Genomic DNA, 21,970 nt, shown 5'->3' with positions numbered 1-21,970 from the left:
ATTCCTAAAAAACCGCTTTACTTGATATGAATTTCAGCGATGCACTCACGGTCTGTTACATCAAGCCGCTTGATTTCATAAAAATCAGCCAGTGAATGATGAAAGTCTTTGATACCGGTCAGCTTTGTGAATACGCCGTGGAAATCCAGAAAGATGACGAGCCGGTCGTCCGGACCGTCCGTCTGCAGCGTGATCGTCAGATGATTGTCGCCGCCTTTCAAAACGGCATCCTCAAAAGTCCCAAACAGCTTTCTGACGAAAACGACGAGCTTCTCTTCATAAGCTGACAAATCTCTGACCTGACCGATCACCTCATATTCAAGCGTCAGCGAATGGGCCATCCAGTTAAATGTAAGCAGCTCATACGCCGCACGCGGGATTTTAAGGTTTGAAAGCTTTGATTCATGCTGAGCTTCGATGACCACTTCATCAATAATTTCAAATACGCGGTCATACTTTTTTAATGTTAAGTTTCCTTTAATCAATTGCAGTTTATTCATCCAGTCGTGCCTTGAATGGCTGAGCAGATGAATAAGCTCATGGGTCAAAGCCTTATCGTCCATCGTCTTTTCTTGTTTTTTCGAAGTTTCTTCCATTTTTGCACTCCCAATCATTTGTTCTCTATTTTAGGAGTCTGATTCAGTTTGTACTTTGAATTATAACAGAGAAGGCAGTATAAATGAAACACGTTTATATACTTTAAAGAAGCAGAATCAGAGCGGAAACCCGGCCTTGTCCAGGGGGCGGGAAGGTGTTTTTCAGCAAGTCACGGTGCTGTATGTAAAAAACTCCGGTCAGAACGACCGGAGTTTCGTTTAAAGGTTAGGCTACAGGATATACGCTCACTTTTTTGCGGTTACGGCCGAAACGTTCGAATTTAACAGTTCCGTCGACTTTTGCATATAGAGTGTCATCTCCGCCGCGCCCAACGTTTTCACCTGGATAGATTTTTGTTCCGCGCTGACGATAAAGGATGGAACCGCCAGATACGAATTGACCGTCTGCACGTTTAGCACCTAGGCGCTTCGCCTCAGAGTCACGTCCGTTCTTCGTTGAACCTACTCCTTTTTTAGATGCAAAAAACTGAAGATCTAATCTTAGCATGTAGCTCACCTCCTATATTTTGTTCGTCGTTACTTTTAAGTAACCTTTGTAGTCTCGTTCGATCGTTTCAAGGGAGACGATCATGCCTTCGAGAAGGAGCTGCGCCTTTTCAAAAGCCTCCCGATCCGTACCGTCCGGGAATCCGAAAGATAAAAATCCGCCGTCTTCCCCGAGGTCAATGACCGGCTCAATGCCCGTCAGCTTCATGACTGCATTGACAGCTCCAAAGGCGACCGCCGATGCCCCTGCACAAACGAGATCCTGACCATGTTCAGCAAAATTCGCATGTCCCGACATTTCAAAGCCTAAGATGTCTTTGTTCGATCGGGCTCTGGTAACCTTTGCATGAATCATATCATACACGCCTTAAGCGTTGATTTTTTCGATTACAACTTTAGTGTAAGGTTGACGATGACCTTGTTTTTTATGTTGGTTTTTCTTCGGCTTGTACTTGAATACGGTAATTTTTTTCGCTCGGCCTTGTTTTTCAACTTTGCCTGTTACCGTAGCGCCTTCAACCGTAGGGCTGCCAACTTTAACATTTTCACCGCCGACAAACAATACGTTGTCAAAAGTAACTGTTTCGCCGGCTTCAGCAGCAAGCTTTTCGACGTATACAGTTTGGCCTTCTTCAACTTTGATTTGTTTTCCGCCTGTTTGAATAATTGCGTACATCTCTGCACCTCCTAATAAACTAAGACTCGCCAATCACAGGGGGCTAAGAAAGCACTTAACACCTGTGCTGAGCGGTTGTAGCACGGGTGCTACATCCATAACATTAAAAAATATACCAGAAAAGAGCCCGAGTGTCAATGTCTTTTAGAAGGATGGACGGTCAATAAACCAAAAGCAGATCTTCCATTGAGGAAGTCGTACGCTTGTCTGTAAAATAAGCGTGGAGAACTTCATTTTCATCAAGCTGGCTCAGTTTTTGTCCGTCCTTCTCAATAATGATCGGGTGTTTGCAGCCTCGTTTAAACAGGAGCATGACCTCATAAATCTGCTGTTCAGCGCACACCGTGATCGGGGCGAGGCGTCGCACTTCCCTCTCCTTTCCGTAATAGCGCTCAAGCAAAAAACGGATATGGACGTAATGGCGATTGCGATATTCTTGGTAAAGGGATGCAGCCAAAAATACGAGGAGCACCCAAGCGCTCAGCTGTGACGGGGAAACCAACAGAATTGCCGCGATTAAAACAGTACAGCAAAAGCACGACACAGCCAGCATCACCCGCTGTGCTTTCTGATACGGAAGGTGTTTTGAAAACAGCAAAAACAGCAGCTTCCCGCCGTCAAGCGGCCAAACCGGAAACAGATTAATCAAGAGGATGGTCAGATTGTAAAAGGTAAACGTTTCAAATATATGAGGGCTGACGAGCGAATTGACCGCCAAAAGCCATGCAGCAAATTGAAGCCAGATATGCTGAACAGGCCCCGCGGCGATGACGGCCAGCTCTTCCTTTAACGGTCTGTTGCCATGTTCATCGACTTCAAGCGTTCCCCCAAAAGGCAGCAGGAAAATGCCTTTAATTCTCCATGAAAAATAAACGGCAGCAGCAGCGTGGCCAAGCTCGTGGATCAAAATAACGATCATTAAACAAAACAGCGCTTTAATATGTCCTGTCATGATACCGATCGCCATGACAAGCCACAGCAGCGGGTGAATGTGAAGCTTGGTGAAGAGCTCCGTCCATTTATTCAAATGTGATCACCTGTATCGGATCAACAAATTCCTCTCCTTGTTTGATCGCAAAGTAATAGACGCCTTTTTGATTTTTATCCTGCTTAATCGTTCCGAGCTTCGTTCCTTTATCTATAAAATCGTATAAAGCGACATCCGCTTTTTTCAGCTGGCCGTAGTAGGTATAGCTGTTGTCCGCATGCTGCAAAACCACCGTCAGGCCCGTTTCCGGATTTTTGTCCACTTCAATGACATAGCCTTCCTTCATGCTGCGGATCGTTTCGTCTTCTGTTTCTACCTTAATGCCCTGGCCTGAGAATTTCTCCTGAACCTTTCCCATGGCAGGAACAGCGAGATCTTGATTCACCTCGACCTGACCGGATGGTTTTTCACCTTTCGGTTGAAAGAATGCGAGGGGATCGCCAAACTTGGATTCATACCAATTCTGGAGAGCCGCAAATTGGAACTCTTCAGTAAACACCTGGCTGATGACCGGTTTGATTTGGTTTGCGGGTTCAAACTGGCCTTTGTAGGCAATAGCGGACACAAGGACAAGACATGCCGACAGAAGACATTTCATGATGAGCGCATCCGCTTTGACAAGAGGGTGCTTCCCATTTATCAGCAGGGAGCTTCCCTCAGGCGGAGGGAAGTCTCCGGCCTTTTCATCTTCCGAAAAGGCTGTCCATGCAGGCGGCTTGACCGGCAGCTTTTTGCCGCCTGACGAAAAGGGCTGTTTATCCGGCGCCTTCCGCTTTCTTTTCCTGGCCATTCTTTTTCGAATCTCATCTGCTCTATGACTCATAACCCTCATCCTTTACATTCAGGTTCGTTTGTTCAATGATATGTCTTGTCCTAGGCGTTTATGACGGTATATTGACATAAAACCAAAAGGTTTCATATAATAGATAGGAAACCTTTTGGTTTTACTTTTTTCTAGGAGGTCTATTATGAGCAATCAACAAGTGCCTGATATACATAAACAGGCTGTTTTTCACGCATCGATAGAAAAAGTGTGGGAGGCCGTCGCCACCAGTGAAGGCATCGCCGCCTGGTTTATGCCAAATGATTTCCGTCCGGTGATCGGCTGTGAATTCACCTTGCAGTCTCCGTTCGGCCCCTCCCCTTGCAAAGTGATCGAGCTTGAAGCGCCACATCGACTCGCTTTCAGCTGGGATACGTCGGGATGGATCGTCACATTTGAATTGAAAGAGCTGTCTGCAGAAAAAACCGAATTTACCCTGATTCATTCAGGATGGGGCGCGCCGGAAGAAACGGTTGCAAAAGCGGGAGAAAAACAAGCGGATGTCCGCAATCGGATGAATGGCGGCTGGGAAGTGATCGTCAATCAAAAGCTGCGTCAGGCAGTTGAAGGCTAGTGACATCATCGGCCGTAAAACATGATGTGTTCCAAGCCGTTTCCGATCCCTCACGGCGAAAGATGCTGAAGCTCCTCGCCGGCAGGGAATTGCCTGTAACAGATATCAGCACCCATTTCCCGATGAGCCGAACGGCTGTTTCAAAGCATCTGAGAATTTTGTCAGAAGCCGGACTTGTCAGCGGAAGAAAAGCGGGCAGAGAAAAACTGTACAGGCTTCATCCCGAACCTCTCGCGGAGCTGCAGCAGTGGCTCGCCTACTTCGACATGTATTGGGACAATAAGCTTTCCTTGTTAAAGCACAAAGTCGAAAACGATCAATGAAACTGCAAAAAAGCAATCTCGTTTTGGAGATTGCTTTTTTGCAAGTTAAGCGCGTACGCCGAAAAATGATTTAATCTTTGCGAAAACGCCTTTATTTTCTTCTTCAAACGACTGTAAAGGCACAGATTCGCCCAGCACGCGGCGGGCGATGTTCCGGTATGCGATTGAAGCTTTATTGTTCGGATCCATGACGACAGGCTCCCCGTTATTGGAAGCTTTAATCACTTCGTCATCATCCGCAACAATACCGATCAGTTCGATCGACAAGTGCTGAATGACTTCATCAACATCCAGCGTATCGCCGTTTTTCATTAAGTGGTTGCGGATCCGGTTGACGACAAGTCTCGGCGGCTCAATATTTTCTTCTTTTTCAAGCAGGCCGATGATCCGGTCGGCGTCACGAACAGCGGAGATTTCCGGTGTCGTCACGACAATCGCTTTGTCAGCGCCCGAGACCGCATTTTTATAACCTTGCTCAATCCCTGCAGGGCAGTCGATGACAATGTAGTCGAAGTCTTGTTTGAGCTGCTGGACAAGCTTGACCATCTGCTCGGGAAGAACAGCCGACTTATCGCTTGTCTGGGCGGCCGGGAGCAAATAAAGCAAATCATCGAAGCGTTTATCTTTCACAAGCGCCTGATGGATTTTGCATCGCTCCTCAACGACATCTACCAAATCATATATGATTCTATTTTCAAGGCCCATGACGACATCAAGATTGCGCAGGCCGATATCCGTGTCAACGAGACATACCCGTTTTCCCAAAATGGCCAAGGCGGTGCCAAGATTTGCGGATGTCGTCGTTTTGCCTACTCCGCCTTTCCCCGAGGTTATTACGATAGCTTCACCCAATTTTACATTCCTCCCTCAAGCCTTGTTAAACTAGGTCTTAAATGAGCTAATTGCTGAAGGCGGTCAATGACCATATTCTCATTTTCATCTAAATAAGCACATTCCATGTCGTTCCCTTCTTGGATGTGGTCTGGGGAGCGATTGAGCACATGATTGATACGCAATTGAGTCGGTCTCATATCCGAAGCCGCAATAACAGCTCGTTTATTTCCATTAAAACCGGCGTGGGCAATCCCTCTTAATGAGCCGAGGATGAAAATATTCCCTCCGGCCTTCACCATTCCTCCCGGATTCACATCCCCAATCAGAAGCAAATCACCCTCCGTTTCGAGGACTTGCCCTGAACGGACAATTTTAGCGACAGAAATAATTTCGCTTTCCGCTTTTAAACGGTTTGCTTCATCTTTGGTCATGACTTCACTTTCAATGGAGTGGATGAACAGATTTTGTTTCTCAGTGATCACATCGGTCAGGATCTGTTCTTGCTCCTCGGTCACATAACGGTGGCCGAGCTTAACGAGCACACTGATTTTCTGGCCTTTTCCATCCATATAATGTTCGAGTGACAGCATATCCTGAAGACCGTACAATAATTCTTCAAAAGAGCATGTGTCATCAAGATGAAGCGTCAATCCATTTTTCGTTCCTTTAATTGTTACGTATTGCTGCTTTTGGGTCTTCACGGTGTTCACCTCAACATCATACTCTTTTCGACATCGGCTCATAAAATCCTCTTTTACTCATTCCTCAGCTCTTTCTTAAGACTGGTAAAAAACCATTTGAACGGGTAAATGAGCAAAAGGCCGCCAACGGCGTTCAGCCCAAGCGTAGGCAGGAGCCTGCCGAGCACAAATTGATGGAACGGCATGATTTCCGGACGTATCAGCATCTGCACGCCATATTGGTAAAATTCAAGAACACAGACGGCGAGCAGCGAAATAAAAATAACGACCAGCGCGTTTGTCTGCAATACTTTGAATGCTTTTGACGATAAATAGCAAATACCGGCAAAACCGAACATATATACACCTAAAAGGTCGGTGTAATTAATATCATATAACAGTCCGAAAATAAATCCATATGTAATGGCAAAAGGCTGATTGACATAAGCCGTCATAAAAACTAAGACAAGCAGCAGAAAACGCGGGATGAGCTGCTGTTCTTCCGTCACAAAAGGCAGGTTGACAAAATCCGCGTAGACGCTGTCAGATACTAAAACAAACATCATCACGACGGGAAGAAGGAAGCGTTTCACGAACCTTCCTCCTCATCGTCCATCTTGTTGACATCCACCGTATCAAGCGTTCTGTCGACGACGATCACGTTATCAAGGTTATACATATCGGCCGCCGGCTCTACATAAGCGATTTTTGTCAAGCCGTAGGAATCGGGTTCAACCTCTGTCACTTTTCCGATTGTCAGGCCTTTCGGAAAAACGCCGCCCGCACCGGAAGTTTCGACGAGGTCTCCTTTTTTCACTTCCCTGTCTTCATCAGGCTCAATGATTTCCATTGACAGCGCCTTTTTCTCGGAGTCGTAGCCGTTGATGATTCCGTTGACCGTTTTCTTGCCTTTATTTGCAGCGATAACCGTAGAAATTCTGTTATTTCTGTCTGTTGCGCTTAAAAGCTGGACGGTGGAAGTGAAATTGTTCACTTTAGTGCTTTTGATTTTCCCGATCAAGTTGCCGTTTTCATCTGTGACCGCCATATCCTTTTCGACGCCGTGCTTAGAACCTTTGTTAATCGTGATCAGGTTCCACCACTCATACTTATCGGGATTTCTGGCGATTACAGTCGCCAGAATCGGCGTGTAGTCTTTAATTGATTTCAAATGGCCGAGCTCTTTTCTTAAAGACTTATTTTCATTTTCAAGCTCTTGCAGCTTTGCCTCGTATTGCGTCTGGCCGTCGAGCTTTTTCCGCAGGCGCTCATTTTCGCTGTACGTATTTTTTAAGTCTTCGATATTTTCAAAGAAGCCCGCAAAAAATTGAGCGGGCGTATGAAAAATCGTCTGGAATACACCAGTTGTATCGCCAATAAATTTTTCGGGCCAAGTTGCATTCCGGTCATTCTTCAACGAAAATCCAATCATTGCCACTAAAATGATGATACAAAGGAGTAAAAGCATCAACCGTTTATTCGTAAAAAACTGCGGCATGATTATACACCTCTTCTATTCCCTGTGTCCTTAATTTTTGCCTTTAAATAGATGAATTTGCTCGAGAGCTTTACCTGTTCCGATCGCTACACAGTCAAGAGGGTCTTCCGCAATTAAAACCGGCATTTTCGTTTCTTCGCTGATGACTTTGTCCAAGTGGCGCAGCAGCGCACCGCCTCCTGTCAGGACGATTCCGCGGTCCATAATATCAGCCGCGAGTTCAGGCGGAGTTTTTTCAAGCGTATTTTTTACGGCATCGACAATTGCAGTCACAGTGTCGCGAAGCGCCGCTGTAATTTCTTTTTCAGTGATTTCAATCGTTTTCGGCAGACCTGTTAAAAGATCGCGGCCGCGGATTTCCATGCTTTCTCCGTTTTCAGAAGCTTCGGCAGAACCGATTTCAAGTTTGATCGCTTCCGCAGTACGGTCACCGATCATCAAGTTATATGTTTTTCTAATATAAGTAATGATTGCTTCATCCATTTCATCACCGGCAACGCGAATAGACTGGGATGTGACGATGCCGCCGAGGGAAATAATCGCGACTTCGGTCGTTCCGCCGCCGATGTCGACCACCATGCTTCCAGTCGGTTCCCAAACAGGAAGATTGGCTCCGATCGCCGCTGCAAACGGTTCTTCAATCGGATATGCATCTCTCGCCCCGGCCTGGCGCGTAGCGTCGATTACCGCACGCTGCTCAACCGCCGTAATTCCCGACGGGACACAAACCATGACATAAGGCTTTCTCGCAAATAAGCCTTTGTTTTTAACAGCTTTGCTAATATAATGTTTCATCATTGTCGCTGTTGTTTCATAATCAGCGATTACGCCATCTTTCATCGGGCGGAGGGCGACGACATTGCCGGGCGTACGTCCGATCATGTTTTTCGCATCGTTTCCGACTGCAACGATCTGCTTTGTATCTGTTTGCAGCGCAACGACGGAAGGCTCCCTGACGACAATTCCTTTACCTTTCACAAAAACAAGCGTATTCGCCGTTCCTAAATCTATTCCAAGGTCTCTCGCACCAATTCCAAACATTTGTATGTATCTTCCTTTCTTAAAACAATATTCCTAAGCAAAAACCCATAAATTCTATTATAGCTTAATTTAATGAAAAAAAAAGTGTTACAAATATCCTTTTTCTTTTAAGCTCACAAATTTTTGATCACCGATGATGATATGATCGAGCAATTCGATTCCAAGCAGCTGTCCGGACTCGTGAAGGCGCTGTGTAACTTCTATGTCTTCGCGGCTTGGAGCCGGATCTCCGGACGGATGATTGTGGACGCAGATGAATGAGGCTGCGGAGCGCTTTAAAGCTTCCTTAAACACTTCCCTCGGATGGACGATTGAAGAGTTCAAGCTTCCTATAAAAATTGTTCGCTTGTGGATCACCTGGTTTTTCGTGTTCAGATACAGGCATACGAAGTGCTCCTGAGACAGAAAGCGCATATCCCCCATTAAAAAATTGGCCGCATCTTCGGGAAAACGGATCACATAACGGTCTTTGCAGGCAAGGCTGTGAATGCGCCGGCCAAGTTCGAGCGCCGCCAAAATCTGCACGGCTTTGGCGCGGCCGATCCCGGAAATGCTTGAAAGCTCCTCAGCGGATGCTTCTTTTAACAAACGGAGGCCGTCAAACGTTTGAAGCAGCCGGCTTGAAAGCTGAAGAACCGATTCTTTTTTCGTCCCGGTTCTGAGCAGTATCGCGAGCAGTTCATGGTTTGACAAACTTTCGGCGCCTGTGTTGAGAAGGCGCTCCCGCGGCCTTTCTTCATCAGGAAAATCCTTTAATTTCAACGGCAGATCGCTTATGATAAACCCTCCCTTTTGATTCCCTTCTCGTTCGGTTTATCAAAAGGAGTGAAGATCGAACGTTTTCAGCATTCTCATCGTTTTGGAAATCGGAAGACCCACAACTGTATAGTAGTCTCCCTTTATCTGTTTGACAAAAAGCGCGCCTTTTCCTTGTATTCCGTATGAACCGGCTTTATCAAACGGCTCTCCTGTAGCGATGTAAGCGCTGATTTCCTTTTCTTCAAGAGGCCAAAAAAAGACTTCGGTTTCTTCAAAAAATGTTTCGCATCTCTCGCCGTCCTTAATGCAGACGCCGGTAAGCACTGAATGGGTCTGTCCCGAAAGCATGCTCAGCATCCTTTTTGCATCTTCGGCATCTTTGGGCTTGCCCAAATAAGCCCCGTCATAAAGAACAATGGTGTCGGCGCCAAGCACGACGGCATCAGGATATTGTTCGGCTACTGCACGCACTTTTTGTTCCGCCAACCATTTGACGTTTTCTGCTGGTGAAAAGTTTCGAATTAATTTTTCTTCCGCGTTGCTCGTAACGATGCTGTACGGAATCTGAAGAAGATCGAGGAGTTCCTTTCTGCGGGGTGATTGTGAAGCCAATATGAGCTGTCGGGTCATAAGAAGACATCCTTTCAAAGGTTTTTGCATAGGAAAAAAAGATACCTGTTTTATCCTACCAAAAGAACGCCGCCGCCACAATTTCAGAAAAGTAACTTTTTAATAACAAAAATCGTGAAAATAAAAAAACCAGCGCCTCTGCTGGTTTTTTTATTTTATTTGGCTCAGCAATAACTGCTGGCTTTTCCAGCCGTTGGCTGCGGTCGGTTTCTCAAGCAGGTTGACGGCTTCCAGTATGCTCTTCTTTACCTCTTCAGATTCTCCTTTTGATTTGGCGCCGTCAAGTTCAGCTTTGACATCAGCTATGTTTTGAGATGTAACCTCCGCGCCGAGAATCGCTTTTGCCGACAGCTCGGCCGCTTCTTTAAAAGGCTCTAGCAAACCGGGCTCGAGTGCAACCGGAAGCTCTTTTCCGCCCCACGCTTCAAAATCGTTTTCGATTAATATTTTGCCAATTTCAGATGTCATCTGTTTTTCCCCTGTTATTCCGGCGATCACATAAAATCCGTCGTCTTTGGCAATCGAAACGGCGGCATACCCCTTGTCTGCGATTTGAGAGGCCAGCGTCTCCGCTCCTTCTTTAGATGAAAACTTGCCGGCCTGAACGGCAAAGCTGTGAAAAGATTCTCCCGCTTGTCCGCTATTTTTTTGTCCGCTCTTTTTCTCTTCGGCACCTGAGTCACCGACTTTTACCGCCTGTCCGTTTTCCGCATCCGCACCCAGGCTGCCGGATGCCGGCACTCCTTCTTTATGGGTTGCGAGATTCAGCGCGAACAGCCCGAGTCCCGTGCCGAGCAACACAGCAAAGATAATGGTTGCAGCAAAGCGCTTCAAAGGAAACGTAAGGGACATTTTCGCTTTTCGGTTGTTTTTAGCCTCGTTTTTCTTTTGATAAGGCGCCACCACTTTGGGATCGTCTTTGTACACGGTTTCTTCTTCGTCTGGAGGCGTCCATGTAAATTCATCTGTTTCAGGTGCGCCGTCCTCTTTTGAAGCCGATATTTCCCGTTCCGCCTTTCTCTTTTCTTCCCAGTTTGAAAAGGTGAACTTCTTTTCTTCATTTCCGTTGGAAAACTCTTTTTCATTTCCGTAGATGGTCTCTTCTCTGCCATTGATCATCACTTTAAGCGGGTCTTCCTGGGGCACTTTTTTAGCTGAGTTTTTCTTGCTTTTCCGTTTTTTCATGTGGCTTCCCTCGCTTTCCGTTTATTGTTTTATATTGAGATTAGGCGGCAGATTGGCCGCTCTCTATACGATCGGCAGAGGGAAGCCAGAAGGAAGGAGGAGTTCTCCCAAAGGCTGTCCCTCTTATTGTCCACACTTTAACACAGCCTCAAAAAAAAAGAACAAGACTTTTGTCGTCTTGCCCAAAAAGGTTTCGTCAAATTTTTTACCACCGTGCCATTTGAAGGTACCACTCGATCATTGGATTGCCATAGAAACAGCTTATCAGCGTCCCGATCAGAATCGCGGGAGCAAACGGCATAGGTTCATTTTTCTTTAGCTTTCCTGCCAGCAATGCAATCAGACCAAGCACCGTTCCTGCGGCTGCCGAAAGGAAAAAAGCGAGAATGAGGAGGCGGCTGCCGAGCGCCATGCCGAGCACCGCAAACAGCTTTACGTCCCCCCAGCCGATCCCACCTTTCGTCAAAAGCAGCGTCAAGAGCGGAAGCATGCCGCCGGCAAACGCACCGCTTAAACCGGAATGCCACGGCTCGAGGGGAACAAGAAACCGTCCGACAGCAAAGACAATCAGGAAAAAACAAAGCACAGCATCCGGAATGACCATATGTGTCACATCAGATACAAAGACGATCAAAAGCAGGGAAATAAGAGCAAGCACAATCACCAGCTCCCCCTGATGCCCAACCTGCATACCGGCAAACGCAAACAGGATGGCGGCGGAGAGCTCAACTGCCGGATACACGATCGATATCGGGGTTTGACACCCCTTGCACCTCCCCCGCTGCATCAAATAGGACAAAACAGGTATCAGCTCCGCGAGGCCCAGCTTTCTTTTGCAAGCCCGGCAGAGGGAACGCGGAGCAATCAATGATATCTTTTCAGGGATGCGTCGCCCGGCTGAACTAAAAAAGGAACCGAGCACTAACCCCGCCGTAAAAAGGTAAAAGATGAGCATCACTATCAGCCTCGCACTATCAAATTTAACCGCCTCATGGGAAAAAGCGGCTTCCTGAGGCTGTTATTTTAGCAAATATGAAGCGCCTCCGCTTTTCATAAAACATAAAAATGCGCAGTCAGCCGATGGCCAAAAGCGCATTTTTATGTTTTTTATTCAGTTAAAGCTGCCCTGACGGCGGAAATAAAGTAAAGCGACCCGGTAACAATGACCACCGCTTTTTCATCTTCAGCTTGTTCTTCGATATAGCGGAAAACAGAGCCGATGTCTTCATCACATGTTTTATGATCAGCGGTACTTTGCTCAAACAGCTTTTGAGCGGATTCCGCTCTCGGAAAATCAAAAGATGTGAAGTGAATCGATGACGCAAACGACTCGATTTTGCGGATCATGTCTCTGTACGGCTTATCTTTGAGAGCACTGAAGCATACGTGAATATTCCGCCCGTCGAAGTGGGACGTGATCGTCTCGGCCAGCCGCTCTACCCCTTCTTTGTTATGAGCGCCGTCGATATAAACGAGAGGCCTGTTCAATACCTTCTCAAACCGGCCGGGCCATCCCGCCTTATGAATGCCGCGTTTCAGCTCTTCTTCGCTGATGGCCGCATGCTTTTCGGCTGTCAGCCATTCGGCCGCAAGTATGGCCAAAGACGCGTTTTGCCGCTGATGGGTGCCGATCAGGCTTGTTTCAATTCTTTCATAACGATGTAACGGTGTTTTCAGTGAAAACTGCTCTCCATCGGGCAGTGAACGCTCTCCGGACAGCTCGCAATCCTCATGAAGGGATATAAAAGCAGATTCTGTCTCCATCGCCTTTCGCTTTATCACTTCAGCTGCTTCACGCTGATGAACGGCTGTGATAACAGGAACGCCGTGTTTGATGATTCCCGCCTTTTCTGCGGCAATCTCTTTCAGCGTGCCGCCTAATATTGCCATATGGTCATGGCCGATCGAAGTGATGACCGTTAACATCGGCTTCACGACGTTTGTCGAATCCAAACGGCCGCCTAATCCCGTTTCAAAAATAACAAAATCGGTGCGCCGGTATTTAGCAAAATATAAAAATGCGCATGCCGTAATAATTTCAAATTCGGTGGCTGCTCCGAATTCGGTTTTTTCAAGCTCAAGGACGAGAGGCCCGACCTCATTAAAGAGCGCCGTCCATTCGTCGTCCGAGATCGGTGCGCCGTCAACGCTGATCCGTTCGTTAAAGGTAATGATATACGGTGATGTGAAGGTGCCTGCTGTATAACCGGCTTCATTTAATACCGTACGGAGAAAAGCGATCGTTGAACCTTTTCCGTTTGTTCCGGCGACATGAATCGCATTAAGCTTTTTCTCGGGGTGCCCGAGCTTTCTCAGCAGCCATTCCATTCGTTCCAAACCCGGCTTCACGCCGAATTTAAGCCTTCCGTTAATCCAGCTGAGTGCTTCATCAAACGTTTTGAACAAGCGAATTCCTTCCCTTCAATTGATGAAGGTGTTTTCCAGCATCTTTAGAAAGACCTGGAAAACACCTCCTTTTTTCGTTGATTAATTTTTCAATTCGGCAATCCTTTTTTCTACAGCTTCACGTTTTGCCGTATAATCGGCTTCTTTCGCCCGCTCTTCTTCAATGACATGTGCAGGCGCCTTTTTCATAAATCCTTCGTTGCTTAATTTCTTTTGAACCCGTTCAACTTCCTTCGTCAGCTTATCGAGTTCTTTTTGCAGGCGGCTGATTTCTTCCTCAATGTTAATCAGACCTTCGAGCGGCAAAATCAGCTCGGCGCCGGATACGACAGCGGTCATCGCTTTATCGACCGCCTGAATATCCGTTCCGATTTGAAGAAGGCTCGGATTCGTAAAGCGTTCCACGTACGAACGGTTTTCTTCAAGTCGTTCGGCGATTTCCGGCGTGCTTGTTTTAATATAAAGCTCAATCTGCTTGCTGAGCGGCGTGTTGACTTCGCTGCGGATGTTCCGTACAGCGCGGATGACTTCAACGAGAAGCTTCATATCCGCCGCTGCTTCGGTGTCCGTATATTCTTTAACAGCTTCAGGCCACTTGGCGACTGTAATGGATTCCCCTTCGTGAGGAAGATGCTGCCAGATCTCCTCCGTCAGGAAAGGCATAAACGGATGCAACAGGCGCATCGTTTGATCCAGCACATACGCTAAAATAGAGCGGGTCGTCTTTTTCGCCGTTTCATCTTCACCGTAAAGCGGAAGTTTAGCCATTTCGATGTACCAGTCGCAGAAATCATCCCAGATAAAATTGTAGAGATGGCGGCCAACCTCGCCGAATTCGTACTTGTCAGCCAGCTGTGTCACAGTTTCAATCGTTTCGTTCAACCTTGTTAAAATCCACTTATCGGCAACTGATTTTTCTCCTGACAGATCAAGCTCTTCGTATGTCATGCCGTCCATGTTCATCAGGGCGAACCTTGATGCGTTCCAAATCTTGTTCGCAAAATTCCATGTTGACTCCACTTTTTCAAAGCTGAAGCGTAAATCCTGCCCTGGAGAGCTTCCCGTCGCAAGGAAGTAGCGCAGCGAATCCGCTCCGTACTTATCGATCACATCCATCGGATCGACGCCGTTTCCGAGCGATTTGCTCATTTTGCGGCCCTGGTCATCGCGGATAAGCCCGTGGATCAAAACATCTTTAAACGGACGTTCTCCGGTAAATTCGATACCTTGGAAGATCATTCTGGATACCCAGAAGAAAATGATATCGTATCCTGTGACAAGGACGTTCGTCGGATAGTAACGCTTGAAATCTTCCTCATCGATATCCGGCCAGCCCATCGTTGAAAACGGCCAAAGAGCGGAACTGAACCATGTGTCAAGAACGTCTTTGTCCTGCTCCCAGTTTTCGGCATCTTCAGGAGCTTCAGCGCCCACATAGATTTCCCCCGTTTCTTTATGGTACCACGCAGGAATACGGTGGCCCCACCAAAGCTGGCGGGAAATGCACCAGTCGCGGATATTTTCCATCCAGTGCAGATACGTTTTTTCAAAACGGTCAGGGACGAAGTTGACTTTTCCTTCGCTTTTTTGCAATTCGATGGCGGCATCGGCAAGCGGCTGCATTTGCACGAACCACTGCGTTGACAAATACGGCTCAACGACTGCTCCGCTGCGTTCGCTGTGGCCGACCGAATGCGTATGTTCTTCAATCTTGAACAGCACGCCCTCTTCCTGAAGATCTTTCACGATCTGCTTGCGGCATTCAAAACGGTCCATGCCTTTATATTGAAGCGCCTTGTCATTCATTGTGCCGTCTTCATTCATAACGAGAATGCGTTCAAGGTTGTGGCGGTTTCCGATTTCAAAGTCGTTCGGATCATGGGCAGGTGTAATTTTGACGGCACCTGAGCCGAATTCCATATCGACGTAGTCGTCTCCGACAATCGGAATTTCCCTTCCTGTGATCGGCAGAATAACCGTTTTTCCGATTAGGTGTTTGTACCGCTCGTCTTCCGGATGTACCGCAACCGCTGTATCGCCGAGCATCGTTTCCGGACGGGTCGTCGCAATTTCAATCGAGCCTGAACCGTCTTTCAACGGATAGCGCATATGATAGAACGCGCCTTGTACGTCTTTATAGATGACTTCGATGTCAGACAGAGCCGTTTTAGTGGCCGGGTCCCAGTTAATGATATATTCTCCGCGGTAAATCAGCCCTTTTTCATATAGCTTCACAAATACTTCGCGAACCGCTTTAGAAAGCCCTTCATCAAGGGTGAAACGCTCCCTTGAATAGTCAAGGCCAAGGCCGATTTTCGCCCATTGGCCGCGAATAAAATCGGCATATTCCTCTTTCCATTTCCATGTTTCTTCAAGGAATTTTTCGCGGCCGAGATCATAGCGCGTTTTTCCTTCTTCGCGAAGCTTCGCTTCTACTTTTGCCTGAGTTGCAATACCGGCGTGATCCATACCCGGCAGCCAGAGCACGTCATAGCCCTGCATCCGTTTCATTCTTGTCACGATATCCTGCAAGGTGGAATCCCAAGCATGCCCCAAGTGCAGCTTACCCGTCACATTCGGCGGGGGAATGACAACGGTGTACGGTTCTTTTTCAGGGTCGTTTTTCGCTTCAAAAAATTTGCCGTTCACCCAATAGTCGTATCTGTCTTTTTCAACTGCAGACGGATCGTATTTTGTCGGCATCGTCAGTTCTTGATTATCCATTTTCAAACCTCCAACAGTATTAAACGGCTGAACAATAAAAAAGAGCCCTCTCGATCCTGTTAAAAGGACGAAGAGAACTCTCTCGCGGTACCACCTTTTTTCATGAATGCGAAAAAAACGCATTCACGCACTTAAATGGGATAACGGGACTTTCCCGAATTTCTCTACTTTTTGTTCGAGAAATTGCGCTCCTGGGCGACCTTCCAAAAAAGACTGACTGGGAGCCTTTCAGCGAACCGGCTTCCCTCTCTGCAAGCGTCTGTTTTTGTACTCTTCCCATTCAAAGCGGGTGATCATTGACTTTTCAGCACGTACTTTTTCTTTTTCTTATATTACTAAATCTTTTTCATTTTCGTCAATCATCTTTTCCGTTTTTCTCTTGTTTTATACGATACTGGGCCATGCACACAAGCTCCTTTTCCTCATATGATGCTGTAACGATAAGAGAGGAGGCATAAGATGCGAAAAAAATTCAACACACATTCATTCCAGCCGTGGCTGAAGCAAGTCAGGCTTGTTGCTGTTCAAGTCGTCCTCCCGATCACGATCTTCCAGGGCATACGCACGATCATCTTTCCGACCACATTTGATGTCCTCCTTTTGGGCATTCTCATATTCCTTGCGTGCGCCTTTCACCTTGACTGGATATAAGCACGAAAAAAGTCCGCATCATGATGATGGGGACTCTGTTTCTTCCTGCAGTTTTCTGTTTTCTTCCGTCTCGTGAATGCTCATCACAAGCGGTTCGGCGTTTTTCATTTGCCAGTACGCCTTCAAAAGCGTTGTACAGGCTTCTTTTTCTCCGGGCCCCTTCTCAAGGTCGTAGCGGTTCAGCACACCGAATACAGGCCCGGGGTAAGCCATATAGCTGAGGAATAAGCTGATTTCTTCCTCCCGCAAAGGATAGACATTGTGATACGTATAAAACCAGTTTACACATTCCGTGCACATCACGGGATTCGTCTTAAACATTCTTGTAAAAAATACGATGAGATCGTTCGCTGGGGGCCCGTGTCCCGCTTTCTCAAAGTTCGTAAAGTAACCCGTTCCGGTATCGTTATAGAGAAAATGCCGGACGGACAGCTGCCCGTGGTTTAAAACCATTCTCGAAGACTCTTTGTCTTTCATGGTCTCATACCACTCTTCAAGGCGGGCAAGCGCAAAGTCTGCAGCTGATATCGTCTCTTTGAAATACATGGCTGCCTGAAGCTGGAACGGGGACATATACCATTCGTTTTCTGCTCTTGAGATGAATTCTTCATATTTCTGTTTTTGCTGTTCCCATTTCCGTTTTGTCCGTTCATAGTGCCCGAGTATTTCTTCCCGCCTCACACCGAGCTCTTTTTCCGTTCGCTGGTGAAGAAGAGCGATTTCTTTAAACATATATTCGTGTTTTTGGTCACGCTCTTCCTCTCTTTCAAGGGTAAGCCAAGGCATGAGATAACAGACATCTTCTCCGGCTTGCGTTAAAAATTCGCCCGTGCGATTTCGATAGACGGGAACAAACTGCCTGTAGCCTTTTTCCTCCAGCAAGATCATCTGTTCTGTGAAGCGGGCGTTTCTTGAAGCCGCCAATTTTTTCAGGGCGAATACACCGTGATCCGTATACACTTTCCATACCTTTGGACTGACCGATTCCATATATTCAGGCGTAAGACCGTACTCATTTAAAACAGACTGGATGCCTTCCATCGGCTTCACCACATTTTTATCAATGCATTAGGCATGGCTGTTTTGATAATCCGGTATATAAAGGATCTGTCCCTCTTTTAATTCCTCGTCAAGGGAAAGGGAATTCATCCGGATGAGCTGCTGGACATTAATATCATAGCGCTCGCACAAAAGATCAATGGTATCGTTTTGCTGAACGATGCACATCCTCATTCGAGTAAACTCCTCCTCTCCCTGTTTTGTAAACAGCTTTGTCAAATAGAGAGCATTGTCATTCTCCTTCGCTGACACTTCCTGGTCGTCTGCTGCCGGCATCTCATCTCTTTCTTCTTCAGGCTCCGTCTGCTCATGAAACGAATATTCCGGGATTTCAATGGTATGCCCGGCTTCCTCTTCTTCATCAATCGCTTCTGCTTCCTGTGTCACTTCAACTTCAAACGTCTCAGGCTCCCTGTCATTCTGGTCTTCCTCCAAAAGAGGCGGAACACCGTAGAACGGGGTTTCTTTCGGTTCATCATGAGGTTGATAAGCCCTTTGGAGCGGCTCCGGCTCTGCTTCCGCTTCTTCCCTTTTTAACTCGTATTCTTCCGGCTTCTCTTCCGCTTTCTCCCTTTTTTGCTCATATTCTTCCGGTTTTGCTTCTACTTTCTCCCTTTTCAGCTCATATTCTTCCGGTTTTGCTTCTACTTTCTCCCTTTTCAGCTCATATTCTTCTTCCGGTTTTGCTTCTACTTTCTCCCTTTTCAGCTCATATTCTTCTTCCGGTTTTGCTTCTACTTTCTCCCTTTTCAGCTCATATTCTTCTTCCGGTTTTGCTTCTACTTTCTCCCTTTTCAGCTCATATTCTTCTTCCGGATGTTCAAGAGCGGAGTCTTTTGGATTTTCCATTTCGCGCTTCGTCCGCTCTGCCGCAGACAAAGACGCTGTAAAAAACGGCTTTGTTTCCTCTGTATCGTCTCCGAGAAACGACTGGTAAATCGGAACCGCTTCCGCATCGGTATCAGTTTCTTCTGCTTCTTCATACGGCTGTTCTTCGTCCTGCTCTTCATAAGACCTGTCAAGCTGAATCAAAAATTCTTCCTCTTTACCCTGTTCTTCGTCGTCTGAAGGTGATCTGAAGGCAGGCTCAAGCTCCTCTTCCGGCTGGACTGCCGCAGGCATAGTACGCGGTTCTTCTTCTCCGGCTTCACCGCTTACATTCAAGAGGCCTTCAATCGCCAAATCAGCTTGAATCGTCAGCATCCTCGCATCTGTCAGCTGATAATCGAAAGCGTCAATAAAAACAAATACGTCGTTTAAATGATTGACCTTGTCTTTCGGGATGGTGATATCCACTGGGAAACAATGCGTCAGCTCTGCGCTGCCGTCCCCTTTCAGCTTTACATCTTCCACAAATCGGCTTGTCGCAGGCAGCTCTGCATATTCCCGGGTTTGATCTATGTTGTATTCGCCTGTCAGCTCTAATGACCCTCGTATGGATACATAATCATTTACTTCCTGAACGGTAATGTCAGGATCCAATGAAATCGATAATAATTCGGATACTTCCTGTCCTTTTTGAAAACAGATTGACTCTTCTACAGAAAATTGCAAACGATTGTTTTGCGGCAAACTGATATCCTCCCTTCACCTAATTTTTAAAATTAGATGTCAGTAAAGATGTATGAGAAAAGCAGGCAGAATATGAACAGAAAAATCATAAGCCGTTACCGGCACCATGCAAAAAAGAGCCGCCGGCAATGTCCGGCAGCCCTTTTCTTTATCTGGAGCGGCTGATTCTTTCGAATACGCGTTCAGCAGCTTGAATCGTATGCTCAATGTCGTCATCCGTATGAGCGGTTGACAAGAACAGCCCTTCAAACTGTGAAGGCGGGAGAAACACGCCTTCATCGGCCATCCCTTTATAATATTCGGCAAACAGTCCGAGATCAGACTGTTTCGCTGTATCATAATTGATGACCGGTTCATTTGTGAAGAAAAAGCCGATCATAGACCCCGCTCGATTAAATGTACACGGAATGCCATTTTTCCCGGCAGCTTCAGAAATTCCTTTTTCCAAACGGTCTGCTTTGCGGGAGAATTCCTGGTAGGATTCAGGAGTCAGCTGTTTCAATGTTTCGAGTCCGGCTGTCATGGCAAGCGGGTTGCCGGACAGCGTGCCGGCCTGATAGATCGGACCGCTCGGCGCAATTTTCTCCATGATTTCCGCCTTTCCTCCATAAGCGCCGACAGGAAGACCGCCGCCGATCACTTTTCCGAGGCAAGTCAAATCAGGCGTCACTCCGAAATAGCCTTGCGCACAGTTGTAGCCCACCCTGAAGCCTGTCATTACTTCATCAAAAATCAGCAGAGCGCCATGCGTCTCAGTCAGCTCGCGAAGCCCTTCGAGGAACCCTTTAACCGGAGGTACGACACCCATATTGCCCGCGACAGGTTCAACGATAACGCCGGCAATGTCCTCTCCGAATTCCTGAAAGACAAGCTTCATGCTTTCCAGATCATTGTAAGGAACGGTAATCGTGTTTTTTGCAATGCTTTCCGGAACTCCGGGACTGTCAGGGAGGCCGAGCGTTGCTACTCCAGAGCCCGCTTTAATCAGCAGGGAATCACCGTGTCCATGGTAGCAGCCTTCAAATTTCACGATTTTGTTACGGCCTGTGTAACCGCGCGCCAGCCGCAAGGCGCTCATCGTCGCCTCCGTACCGGAGCTTACCATCCGAACGATTTCTATGGAAGGAACACGGTCGATGACAAGCTCGGCAAGCTCGGTTTCCAGTTCTGTCGGTGCACCGAAGCTTGTCCCGTGTTCTGCCGTGTTTTGAATTTCTTTCACCACTTTTTCATTGCTGTGTCCTAAAATAAGCGGTCCCCATGACAAGACATAATCGATGTATTCGTTTCCGTCAATATCATAGATTTTTGATCCTTTTCCCCGCTCCATAAAAATCGGGTCCATGTTCACTGATTTAAAGGCTCTGACCGGGCTGTTCACCCCGCCAGGCATGACTCGTTGCGCCTCTTCGAATGCCGCTTTAGACTTCTCATAGCTCCGCATCCTCTAAAACCCCCAGTTCAAATTCTTATTCCGAAATCCATTTTGCCGCATCTTTTGCAAAGTACGTAATGATCAAATCGGCGCCCGCCCGCTTCATGCTTGTCAGCATTTCGAGAACAAGAGCTTTTTCTTCAATCCAGCCGTTTTGGGCCGCGGCTTTGACCATCGCATACTCCCCGCTTACATTGTATCCGACAACAGGCAGGTTAAATTCGTTTTTCACTTCTCTGACGATATCAAGATATGAAAGCGTCGGCTTGACGATCAGGAAATCGGCGCCTTCTTCCACATCGGATTTTGCCTCCCGGAGAGCCTCCCTGCGGTTGGCATAATCCATTTGGTACGTCTTGCGGTCGCCGAACTGCGGACTGCTTCCCGCGGCATCGCGGAACGGGCCGTAAAACGCGCTCGCATATTTTACAGCGTACGACATGATCGGCACATTTGTAAATCCTTCCTGATCAAGCGCATCCCTGATGGCGGCAACGAAACCGTCCATCATGTTTGAAGGCGCAATAATGTCAGCGCCTGCACGGGCTTGGCTGACAGCGGTTTTTGCCAAAAGAACGAGCGATTCGTCATTTAGTATTTCACCGTTTTCCACAAGGCCGCAGTGACCGTGGTCCGTGTACTCGCATAGGCATGTATCTGCGATAACGACAAGCTCAGGAAAGTCTTGTTTAATTTGCGCAATCGCTTTTTGAACGATGCCGTGGTTGTGATAGGCTCCGCTTCCCACATCATCTTTGTGTTCAGGCACGCCGAAGACGATCACAGATTGAATGCCGAGGCCTGCGACTTCCTCCATTTCCTCTTTCAGCCGGTCCAAAGACAGCTGGTATACGCCCGGCATGGACGGAACTTCGCTTTTAACATTCTCTTCCTCGGTTACAAATATCGGATAAATGAAGTCAGATGCTCTTAACTCGGTTTCTCTTACCAATTTTCGCATACCTGCTGTCGTCCGCAGGCGGCGGTGTCTTTGAAATGATGCTTCCAT

24 protein-coding genes and 2 other annotated features are annotated in these 21,970 nt (G+C 47.2%); of the genes, 3 read left to right on the top strand and 21 right to left on the bottom strand.

Going from position 1 to position 21,970, the window contains the following annotated elements; genetic code table 11:
- Nucleotides 1-17 precede the first annotated feature (17 nt).
- The 6 genes from M1D90_RS06930 to M1D90_RS06905 form a co-directional block, all read right to left on the bottom strand.
- Nucleotides 18-596 (bottom strand): sporulation initiation phosphotransferase B, encoded by a 579-nt coding sequence (locus M1D90_RS06930; RefSeq protein ID WP_020452441.1) that lies wholly within the window; start codon nucleotides 594-596, stop codon nucleotides 18-20.
- Nucleotides 597-822: 226 nt separating this feature from the next.
- Nucleotides 823-1,104: a 50S ribosomal protein L27 gene (gene rpmA, locus M1D90_RS06925; protein ID WP_003184023.1), complete on the bottom strand. Its 282-nt coding sequence runs from the start codon at nucleotides 1,102-1,104 to the stop codon at nucleotides 823-825.
- A 12-nt stretch (nucleotides 1,105-1,116) separates the two neighbouring features.
- Complete coding sequence (locus tag M1D90_RS06920; protein ID WP_020452442.1) at nucleotides 1,117-1,458, bottom strand: ribosomal-processing cysteine protease Prp; 342 nt, start codon at nucleotides 1,456-1,458, stop codon at nucleotides 1,117-1,119.
- 12 nt (nucleotides 1,459-1,470) lie between these two features.
- Nucleotides 1,471-1,779 (bottom strand): 50S ribosomal protein L21, encoded by a 309-nt coding sequence (rplU, locus tag M1D90_RS06915; RefSeq protein ID WP_003184027.1) that lies wholly within the window; start codon nucleotides 1,777-1,779, stop codon nucleotides 1,471-1,473.
- Nucleotides 1,780-1,791: 12 nt separating this feature from the next.
- Nucleotides 1,792-1,866: a sequence feature (ribosomal protein L21 leader region), on the bottom strand.
- 73 nt (nucleotides 1,867-1,939) lie between these two features.
- A complete protein-coding gene (locus M1D90_RS06910) occupies nucleotides 1,940-2,806 on the bottom strand; it encodes a M50 family metallopeptidase (RefSeq protein ID WP_020452443.1) in 867 nt (288 codons plus the stop codon).
- Nucleotides 2,799-3,590: a peptidoglycan DD-metalloendopeptidase family protein gene (locus tag M1D90_RS06905; protein ID WP_105980149.1), complete on the bottom strand. Its 792-nt coding sequence runs from the start codon at nucleotides 3,588-3,590 to the stop codon at nucleotides 2,799-2,801. The genes M1D90_RS06910 and M1D90_RS06905 overlap by 8 nt, the downstream gene beginning before the upstream one ends.
- A 145-nt stretch (nucleotides 3,591-3,735) precedes the next feature.
- Between M1D90_RS06905 and M1D90_RS06900 the strand changes: the two genes are divergently transcribed.
- Complete coding sequence (locus M1D90_RS06900) at nucleotides 3,736-4,164, top strand: SRPBCC family protein (RefSeq protein WP_026579136.1); 429 nt, start codon at nucleotides 3,736-3,738, stop codon at nucleotides 4,162-4,164.
- Nucleotides 4,164-4,487, top strand: a complete 324-nt coding sequence (locus M1D90_RS06895; protein WP_023855421.1) for an ArsR/SmtB family transcription factor — start codon at nucleotides 4,164-4,166, stop codon at nucleotides 4,485-4,487. Before M1D90_RS06900 ends, M1D90_RS06895 begins: the two co-directional genes overlap by 1 nt.
- 45 nt (nucleotides 4,488-4,532) lie before the next feature.
- Here M1D90_RS06895 and minD read toward each other — a convergent pair whose 3' ends face one another.
- From minD to M1D90_RS06840, 11 genes are all read right to left on the bottom strand, one after another.
- Nucleotides 4,533-5,339 carry a septum site-determining protein MinD gene (minD, locus tag M1D90_RS06890; protein WP_020452447.1) on the bottom strand — a complete coding sequence of 269 codons (807 nt, stop codon included), beginning with the start codon at nucleotides 5,337-5,339 and terminating at the stop codon, nucleotides 4,533-4,535.
- A gap of 2 nt (nucleotides 5,340-5,341) precedes the next feature.
- On the bottom strand, nucleotides 5,342-6,022 hold the full coding sequence (gene minC / locus M1D90_RS06885; protein WP_023855422.1) for a septum site-determining protein MinC: 681 nt from the start codon (nucleotides 6,020-6,022) through the stop codon (nucleotides 5,342-5,344).
- Between the two features lie 53 nt (nucleotides 6,023-6,075).
- Nucleotides 6,076-6,594, bottom strand: a complete 519-nt coding sequence (gene mreD / locus M1D90_RS06880; protein WP_020452449.1) for a rod shape-determining protein MreD — start codon at nucleotides 6,592-6,594, stop codon at nucleotides 6,076-6,078.
- A complete protein-coding gene (mreC, locus tag M1D90_RS06875) occupies nucleotides 6,591-7,499 on the bottom strand; it encodes a rod shape-determining protein MreC (RefSeq protein ID WP_020452450.1) in 909 nt (302 codons plus the stop codon). The genes mreD and mreC overlap by 4 nt, the downstream gene beginning before the upstream one ends.
- A 30-nt stretch (nucleotides 7,500-7,529) precedes the next feature.
- Nucleotides 7,530-8,540 (bottom strand): rod shape-determining protein, encoded by a 1,011-nt coding sequence (locus M1D90_RS06870; RefSeq protein WP_003184042.1) that lies wholly within the window; start codon nucleotides 8,538-8,540, stop codon nucleotides 7,530-7,532.
- 87 nt (nucleotides 8,541-8,627) lie between these two features.
- Nucleotides 8,628-9,302 (bottom strand): RadC family protein, encoded by a 675-nt coding sequence (gene radC / locus M1D90_RS06865; RefSeq protein WP_020452451.1) that lies wholly within the window; start codon nucleotides 9,300-9,302, stop codon nucleotides 8,628-8,630.
- Nucleotides 9,303-9,356: 54 nt separating this feature from the next.
- Nucleotides 9,357-9,929, bottom strand: coding sequence for a Maf family protein (locus M1D90_RS06860; RefSeq protein WP_020452452.1), 573 nt, complete (start codon nucleotides 9,927-9,929; stop codon nucleotides 9,357-9,359).
- A 150-nt stretch (nucleotides 9,930-10,079) separates the two neighbouring features.
- Nucleotides 10,080-11,114 (bottom strand): SPOR domain-containing protein, encoded by a 1,035-nt coding sequence (locus M1D90_RS06855; RefSeq protein ID WP_456283256.1) that lies wholly within the window; start codon nucleotides 11,112-11,114, stop codon nucleotides 10,080-10,082.
- 205 nt (nucleotides 11,115-11,319) lie between these two features.
- Nucleotides 11,320-12,069 (bottom strand): prepilin peptidase, encoded by a 750-nt coding sequence (locus M1D90_RS06850; RefSeq protein WP_145624167.1) that lies wholly within the window; start codon nucleotides 12,067-12,069, stop codon nucleotides 11,320-11,322.
- A 152-nt stretch (nucleotides 12,070-12,221) separates the two neighbouring features.
- The gene (locus M1D90_RS06845; RefSeq protein ID WP_186438586.1) at nucleotides 12,222-13,520 is read right to left on the bottom strand and encodes a bifunctional folylpolyglutamate synthase/dihydrofolate synthase; all 1,299 of its coding nucleotides are present in this window, start codon (nucleotides 13,518-13,520) and stop codon (nucleotides 12,222-12,224) included.
- 81 nt (nucleotides 13,521-13,601) lie between these two features.
- Nucleotides 13,602-16,244: a valine--tRNA ligase gene (locus M1D90_RS06840; protein WP_154059213.1), complete on the bottom strand. Its 2,643-nt coding sequence runs from the start codon at nucleotides 16,242-16,244 to the stop codon at nucleotides 13,602-13,604.
- Between the two features lie 60 nt (nucleotides 16,245-16,304).
- Nucleotides 16,305-16,537 (bottom strand) — a binding site (T-box leader).
- 166 nt (nucleotides 16,538-16,703) lie between these two features.
- On the opposite strand from M1D90_RS06840, the gene M1D90_RS06835 reads away from it, so the two are divergent.
- Nucleotides 16,704-16,895, top strand: coding sequence for a hypothetical protein (locus M1D90_RS06835; protein ID WP_020452457.1), 192 nt, complete (start codon nucleotides 16,704-16,706; stop codon nucleotides 16,893-16,895).
- A gap of 18 nt (nucleotides 16,896-16,913) precedes the next feature.
- Here M1D90_RS06835 and ysxE read toward each other — a convergent pair whose 3' ends face one another.
- From ysxE to hemB, 4 genes are all read right to left on the bottom strand, one after another.
- Nucleotides 16,914-17,936, bottom strand: coding sequence for a spore coat protein YsxE (gene ysxE, locus M1D90_RS06830; protein ID WP_020452458.1), 1,023 nt, complete (start codon nucleotides 17,934-17,936; stop codon nucleotides 16,914-16,916).
- Between the two features lie 27 nt (nucleotides 17,937-17,963).
- Nucleotides 17,964-19,526: a LysM peptidoglycan-binding domain-containing protein gene (locus M1D90_RS06825; RefSeq protein ID WP_456283253.1), complete on the bottom strand. Its 1,563-nt coding sequence runs from the start codon at nucleotides 19,524-19,526 to the stop codon at nucleotides 17,964-17,966.
- Between the two features lie 148 nt (nucleotides 19,527-19,674).
- The gene (gene hemL / locus M1D90_RS06820) at nucleotides 19,675-20,970 is read right to left on the bottom strand and encodes a glutamate-1-semialdehyde 2,1-aminomutase (RefSeq protein WP_020452460.1); all 1,296 of its coding nucleotides are present in this window, start codon (nucleotides 20,968-20,970) and stop codon (nucleotides 19,675-19,677) included.
- A 25-nt stretch (nucleotides 20,971-20,995) separates the two neighbouring features.
- A complete protein-coding gene (gene hemB / locus M1D90_RS06815; protein ID WP_020452461.1) occupies nucleotides 20,996-21,970 on the bottom strand; it encodes a porphobilinogen synthase in 975 nt (324 codons plus the stop codon).

It is taken from the genome of Bacillus sp. JZ34, from assembly GCF_053903205.1.
The sequence above is the reverse complement of the archived record's forward strand: the minus strand, read 5'-3'. Positions and strand labels throughout refer to the sequence as shown.